The following is a 5,637-nucleotide window of genomic DNA, read 5'->3' on the forward strand; positions in this document are numbered from 1 at the left end:
GTTCGTCCATTTCCGCGCAGACGATGACGTCACTGCCCGGCTGTATGCGCGAGGTTACCGACTGCGGCCTGAGTTTTTTAAGTGACGTAAAATCGTGTTGAGGCTAACGCCCATAATGCGTGCAGTTGCCCGGCATCCAACGCCATTCATGGCCATATCAATAATTTTCTGGTGCGTACCGGGTTGAGAAGCGGTGTAAGTGAACTGCAGTTGCCATGTTTTACGGCAGTGAGAGCAGAGATAGCGCTGATGTCCGGCAGTGCTTTTGCCGTTACGCACCACCCCGTCAGTAGCTGAACAGGAGGGACAGCTGATAGAAACAGAAGCCACTGGAGCACCTCAAAAACACCATCATACACTAAATCAGTAAGTTGGCAGCATCACCGGAAGGCGAAATCACCGGTATGGCTGAAGATTAAAGATGACAAAGTTAGCCTGGAAAAAGCCGATTTCTTATGGGGAAAAGGGACGCGCGCAACGACGGAAGAAATTTGTCGATTGACCAGTCCGGAAACCTGTGTGGCGGCTATTGGTCAGGCTGGGGAAAACCTTGTTCCTCTCTCTGGCATGTTGAATAGCCGTAACCACAGCGGCGGTGCGGGAACTGGCGCAATTATGGGTTCGAAAAACCTGAAAGCGATTGCGGTTGAAGGGACGAAAGGGGTCAACATTGCCGATCGTCAGGAGATGAAGCGTCTCAACGATTACATGATGACTGAACTTATTGGTGCGAATAACAACCATGTCGTGCCAAGTACGCCGCAATCGTGGGCAGAGTATTCAGATCCCAAGTCACGTTGGACAGCACGTAAAGGGCTGTTTTGGGGCGCGGCTGAAGGTGGTCCGATTGAAACGGGGGAAATTCCGCCAGGCAATCAGAACACGGTCGGCTTTCGTACCTATAAATCCGTTTTTGACTTAGGTCCGGCGGCAGAGAAATACACAGTAAAAATGAGTGGCTGCCACTCTTGCCCGATCCGTTGTATGACCCAAATGAATATTCCTCGGGTGAAAGAGTTTGGCGTGCCCAGCACAGGTGGTAACACTTGTGTAGCCAACTTTGTCCATACCACCATCTTTCCGAACGGTCCGAAAGATTTTGAAGATAAAGACGATGGCCGTGTGATTGGTAACTTGGTTGGTCTGAATTTGTTCGATGACTACGGCCTATGGTGTAACTACGGGCAGTTGCATCGCGACTTTACTTATTGTTACAGCAAAGGGGTGTTCAAGCGTGTTCTGCCTGCTGAAGAGTATGCGGAAATTCACTGGGATCAACTGGAAGCGGGTGACGTTAATTTCATTAAAGATTTTTACTACCGTCTGGCGCATCGTGTGGGTGAGCTGAGTCACCTGGCTGATGGTTCATATGCCATCGCAGAACGCTGGAATTTGGGTGAAGAGTACTGGGGCTACGCGAAAAATAAACTCTGGTCGCCGTTTGGCTATCCGGTTCACCATGCCAATGAAGCGTCAGCGCAGGTCGGTTCCATTGTTAACTGTATGTTCAACCGTGACTGCATGACACATACCCATATCAACTTTATTGGTTCCGGCTTGCCATTGAAACTGCAACGTGAAGTGGCGAAAGAGCTTTTTGGTTCTGAAGATGCCTACGATGAAACCAAAAACTACACGCCAATCAATGACGCAAAAATTAAATATGCTAAGTGGTCGCTGTTGCGGGTCTGTTTGCATAACGCCGTCACCCTGTGTAACTGGGTCTGGCCAATGACCGTTTCGCCGCTGAAAAGCCGTAATTACCGGGGCGATCTGGCGCTTGAAGCCAAATTCTTCAAAGCGATCACCGGCGAAGAGATGACTCAGGAAAAATTAGATTTAGCTGCAGAGCGTATCTTTACGTTGCATCGTGCCTACACGGTAAAACTTATGCAAACCAAAGATATGCGTAATGAACACGATCTTATCTGTTCCTGGGTATTCGACAAGGATCCGCAGATCCCGGTCTTTACTGAAGGTACTGACAAAATGGATCGTGACGATATGCATGCTTCGCTCACGATGTTCTACAAAGAAATGGGCTGGGACCCACAGCTTGGTAGTCCCACCCGCGAAACATTGCAGCGTCTGGGGCTGGAAGATATTGCCGCCGATCTGGCAGCACACAATCTACTGCCTGTGTAAGGAATGGGTGAGATGAACCATCGGGATGAATTGCCGTTAGCGAAAGTCAGCGAAGTTGACGAGGCGAAGCGGCAATGGTTACAGGGGATGCGTCACCCCGTTGATACGGTAACCGAACCAGAACCGGCTGAAATCCTGGCAGAGTTCATTCGCCAGCATTCTGCGGCTGGGCAGCTGGTGGCGCGCGCCGTGTTTCTCTCGCCACCCTATTCGGTTGCAGAAGAGGAGCTGTCAGTTTTGCTGGAAAGCATTAAGCAGAACGGAGACTACGCTGATATCGCTTGTATGACGGGAAGCCAGGATGATTACTATTACTCAACGCAGGCCATGAGTGAAAACTACGCGGCGATGTCTTTGCAAGTTGTGGAGCAGGACATTTGTCGCGCCATTGCACACGCCGTTCGTTTTGAGTGCCAGACATATCCTCGTCCTTACAAAGTCGCCATGCTGATGCAAGCGCCATATTACTTCCAGGAAGCGCAGATTGAAGCCGCGATCGCCGCGATGGATGTTGCACCTGAATATGCCGATATACGGCAGGTGGAGTCATCGACGGCGGAGTTGTACTTGTTTAGTGAGCGATTTATGACCTATGGCAAGGCTTATGGCTTATGCGAATGGTTCGAGGTAGAGCAGTTTCAGAACCCCTGAAATTTCAGGGAGATGTCATGGATAGGGTGGACAGTTGCAGCCACTGCATTAGGGGATAATCAGATGTCCTTCACTCGACGCAAATTTGTTCTGGGGATGGGAACAGTAATCTTTTTTACTGGTTCTGCGTCTTCTCTGTTAGCGAACACGAGGCAAGAAAAGGAAGTTCGGTATGCCATGATTCATGACGAGTCACGGTGCAATGGCTGTAATATTTGCGCCCGCGCATGCCGTAAAACTAACCACGTCCCCGCTCAGGGAAGCCGTTTATCGATAGCACACATTCCAGTCACCGATAACGACAACGAAACGCAGTATCACTTTTTTCGCCAGTCATGTCAGCACTGCGAAGATGCTCCGTGCATCGACGTTTGCCCGACGGGGGCATCGTGGCGTGATGAGCAGGGGCTCGTGCGGGTAGAAAAATCGCAGTGCATCGGCTGCAGTTATTGCATTGGCGCTTGTCCGTACCAGGTTCGCTACCTTAACCCTGTCACTAAAGTGGCAGATAAATGTGATTTCTGCGCTGAGTCCCGACTGGCAAAAGGCTTTCCGCCCATTTGCGTCAGCGCCTGTCCGGAACACGCATTGATCTTTGGTCGCGAAGATAGCCCAGAAATTCAGGCGTGGTTGCAGGATAATAAATACTATCAATATCAGCTACCTGGTGCCGGGAAACCGCATCTGTATCGCCGGTTCGGTCAACATTTGATTAAAAAGGAAAATGTATGAACCCGTCGCAACATGCTGAACAGTTTCAGAGCCAGTTAGCGAACTATGTGCCACAGTTCACTCCCGAATTTTGGCCGGTGTGGTTGATCATTGCCGGAGTATTGCTGGTTGGGATGTGGTTGGTGCTGGGGCTGCACGCCTTGCTTCGTGCTCGTGGCGTGAAGAAATCAGCCACCGATCATGGTGAGAAGGTTTATCTTTACAGCAAAGCGGTCAGATTATGGCACTGGTCGAATGCGTTACTCTTTGTATTGTTGCTGGCAAGTGGGCTGATAAATCACTTTGCGATGGTGGGCGCAACTGCGGTTAAAAGTCTGGTTGCGGTGCATGAAGTTTGCGGATTTTTGTTACTGGCATGCTGGCTCGGCTTTGTGCTGATCAATGCCGTTGGGGATAATGGTCACCACTATCGCATTCGTCGTCAGGGGTGGCTGGAACGAGCGGCAAAACAAACGCGATTTTATTTGTTTGGCATTATGCAGGGGGAAGAACATCCTTTCCCGGCAACAACACAGTCTAAATTTAATCCCTTACAGCAGGTCGCCTATGTTGGTGTCATGTATGGATTGCTGCCGTTGTTACTATTGACGGGGCTGTTGTGTCTCTATCCGCAAGCCGTGGGAGATGTGTTTCCTGGCGTAAGATACTGGTTATTGCAGGCGCATTTTGCTCTGGCATTTATAAGCCTCTTTTTTATCTTCGGACATCTTTATCTTTGCACCACGGGGCGTACGCCACACGAAACCTTTAAAAGCATGGTCGATGGCTATCACCGGCACTAACGAATGATCATTACACGAGCAGACCTGCGAGAATGGCGTATCGGAGCGGTGATGTATCGCTGGTTCCTGCGCCATTTCCGACGCGGCGGTAGTTATGCCGATATTCATCATGCACTGATTGAGGAAGGATATACGGACTGGGCGGAGAGTCTGGTTGAGTATGCGTGGAAAAAATGGCTGGCGGATGAAAACTTCGCGCATCAGGAAGTTTCCTCTATGCAAAAACTGGCCACAGACCCCGGAGAGATACCATTTTGCAGTCAGTTTGCCCGCAGCGACGATCATGCTCGCATCGGCTGTTGTGAGGATAACGCCCGAATCGCAATCGCTGGGTATGCCGCGCAAATTGCCAGTATGGGTTATAGCGTGCGGATTGGAAGTGTCGGCTTTAACAGTCACATTGGCAGCTCCGGTGAACGCGCACGGGTTGCTGTAACCGGTAATTCTTCGCGGATAAGCAGCGCTGGAGATAGTAGTCGGATTGCGAATACCGGAATGCGAGTACGCGTTTGTACATTGGGTGAACGGTGTCATGTCGCCAGTAATGGTGACCTGGTGCAAATCGCCAGCTTTGGCGCAAACGCCAGAATTGCCAACAGCGGCGACAATGTACACATCATTGCCAGCGGTGAAAATTCAACGGTAGTGAGCACGGGCGTGGTCGACTCAATTATTCTCGGGCCAGGGGGAAGCGCCGCACTGGCATATCATGACGGCGAAAGAGTTCGCTTCGCCGTCGCCATTGAAGGTGAAAACAATATTCGAACCGGAGTCCGCTATCGTCTTAATGAACAGCATCAGTTTGTTGAGTGCTGATAGCTTTACCTTTAATCAAACGAAAGACGCCGACGTGCACGGGATGCAGGTTTTACGACCGCCCGAGCCATCGCCTCACCAATTTCTGCACATGCCGTAAGTCCCTGAACGAAAGGCTGGTCGTGCATCAACCAGGGCAACGCGCCGAACGCTACGCGTCCACGAATATCTTCGGGTTGCTGTAACGTATAATCTTCGCCAACATCAGGGATTTCATCCCCTGTTTTCTGTAATTGCTCGCGTAGCCCAGGGAAAGGAATATCTTTCACTTTAAGCGGACGCTGTGTAAGCGTACAGCCTGAACCGTCTGGTCAGAATCTGACGAATTAGACAAAGTGGTGTCCACCAAATAAGTAGTGGGAACCAAAGTGTCAGATATGCAGAAAAATGTGAATCCCGGCAGGCGAAAAGGCTGCCCTAATTATCCTCCCGAATTTAAACAGCAGCTCGTTGCTGCCTCCTGTGAACCCGGGATATCCATCTCAAAACTTGCTCTTGAAAATGGCATTAA

4 protein-coding genes and 3 pseudogenes are annotated in these 5,637 nt (G+C 50.4%); 5 read left to right on the top strand and 2 right to left on the bottom strand.

The window, feature by feature from the left end; all coding sequences use genetic code 11:
• A pseudogene (locus BFF42_RS10225) lies at positions 1–330 on the bottom strand (IS1-like element IS1A family transposase); the annotation flags it as partial.
• A gap of 57 nt (positions 331–387) precedes the next feature.
• Here BFF42_RS10225 and BFF42_RS10230 point away from each other — a divergent pair.
• The 5 genes and pseudogenes from BFF42_RS10230 to ydhT form a co-directional block, all read left to right on the top strand.
• Positions 388–2,145, top strand: a pseudogene (locus BFF42_RS10230) (aldehyde ferredoxin oxidoreductase); the annotation flags it as partial.
• A gap of 12 nt (positions 2,146–2,157) precedes the next feature.
• A complete protein-coding gene (locus tag BFF42_RS10235; RefSeq protein WP_001549248.1) occupies positions 2,158–2,796 on the top strand; it encodes a YdhW family putative oxidoreductase system protein in 639 nt (212 codons plus the stop codon).
• Between the two features lie 63 nt (positions 2,797–2,859).
• The gene (locus BFF42_RS10240) at positions 2,860–3,528 is read left to right on the top strand and encodes a 4Fe-4S dicluster domain-containing protein (protein ID WP_048815031.1); all 669 of its coding nucleotides are present in this window, start codon (positions 2,860–2,862) and stop codon (positions 3,526–3,528) included.
• Positions 3,525–4,310, top strand: a complete 786-nt coding sequence (gene phsC, locus BFF42_RS10245; RefSeq protein WP_001069986.1) for a thiosulfate reductase cytochrome B subunit — start codon at positions 3,525–3,527, stop codon at positions 4,308–4,310. Before BFF42_RS10240 ends, phsC begins: the two co-directional genes overlap by 4 nt.
• Before the next feature lie 3 nt (positions 4,311–4,313).
• Positions 4,314–5,126, top strand: coding sequence for a protein YdhT (gene ydhT, locus BFF42_RS10250; RefSeq protein WP_000587600.1), 813 nt, complete (start codon positions 4,314–4,316; stop codon positions 5,124–5,126).
• 11 nt (positions 5,127–5,137) lie between these two features.
• Here the strand turns inward: ydhT and BFF42_RS10255 are convergent.
• A pseudogene (locus BFF42_RS10255) lies at positions 5,138–5,410 on the bottom strand (FAD-NAD(P)-binding protein); the annotation flags it as partial.
• Between the last annotated feature and the right edge of the window lie 227 nt (positions 5,411–5,637).

Source organism: Shigella sp. FC1661 (genome assembly GCF_001712525.1).
In the GTDB taxonomy this organism is placed as follows: domain Bacteria; phylum Pseudomonadota; class Gammaproteobacteria; order Enterobacterales; family Enterobacteriaceae; genus Escherichia; species Escherichia coli.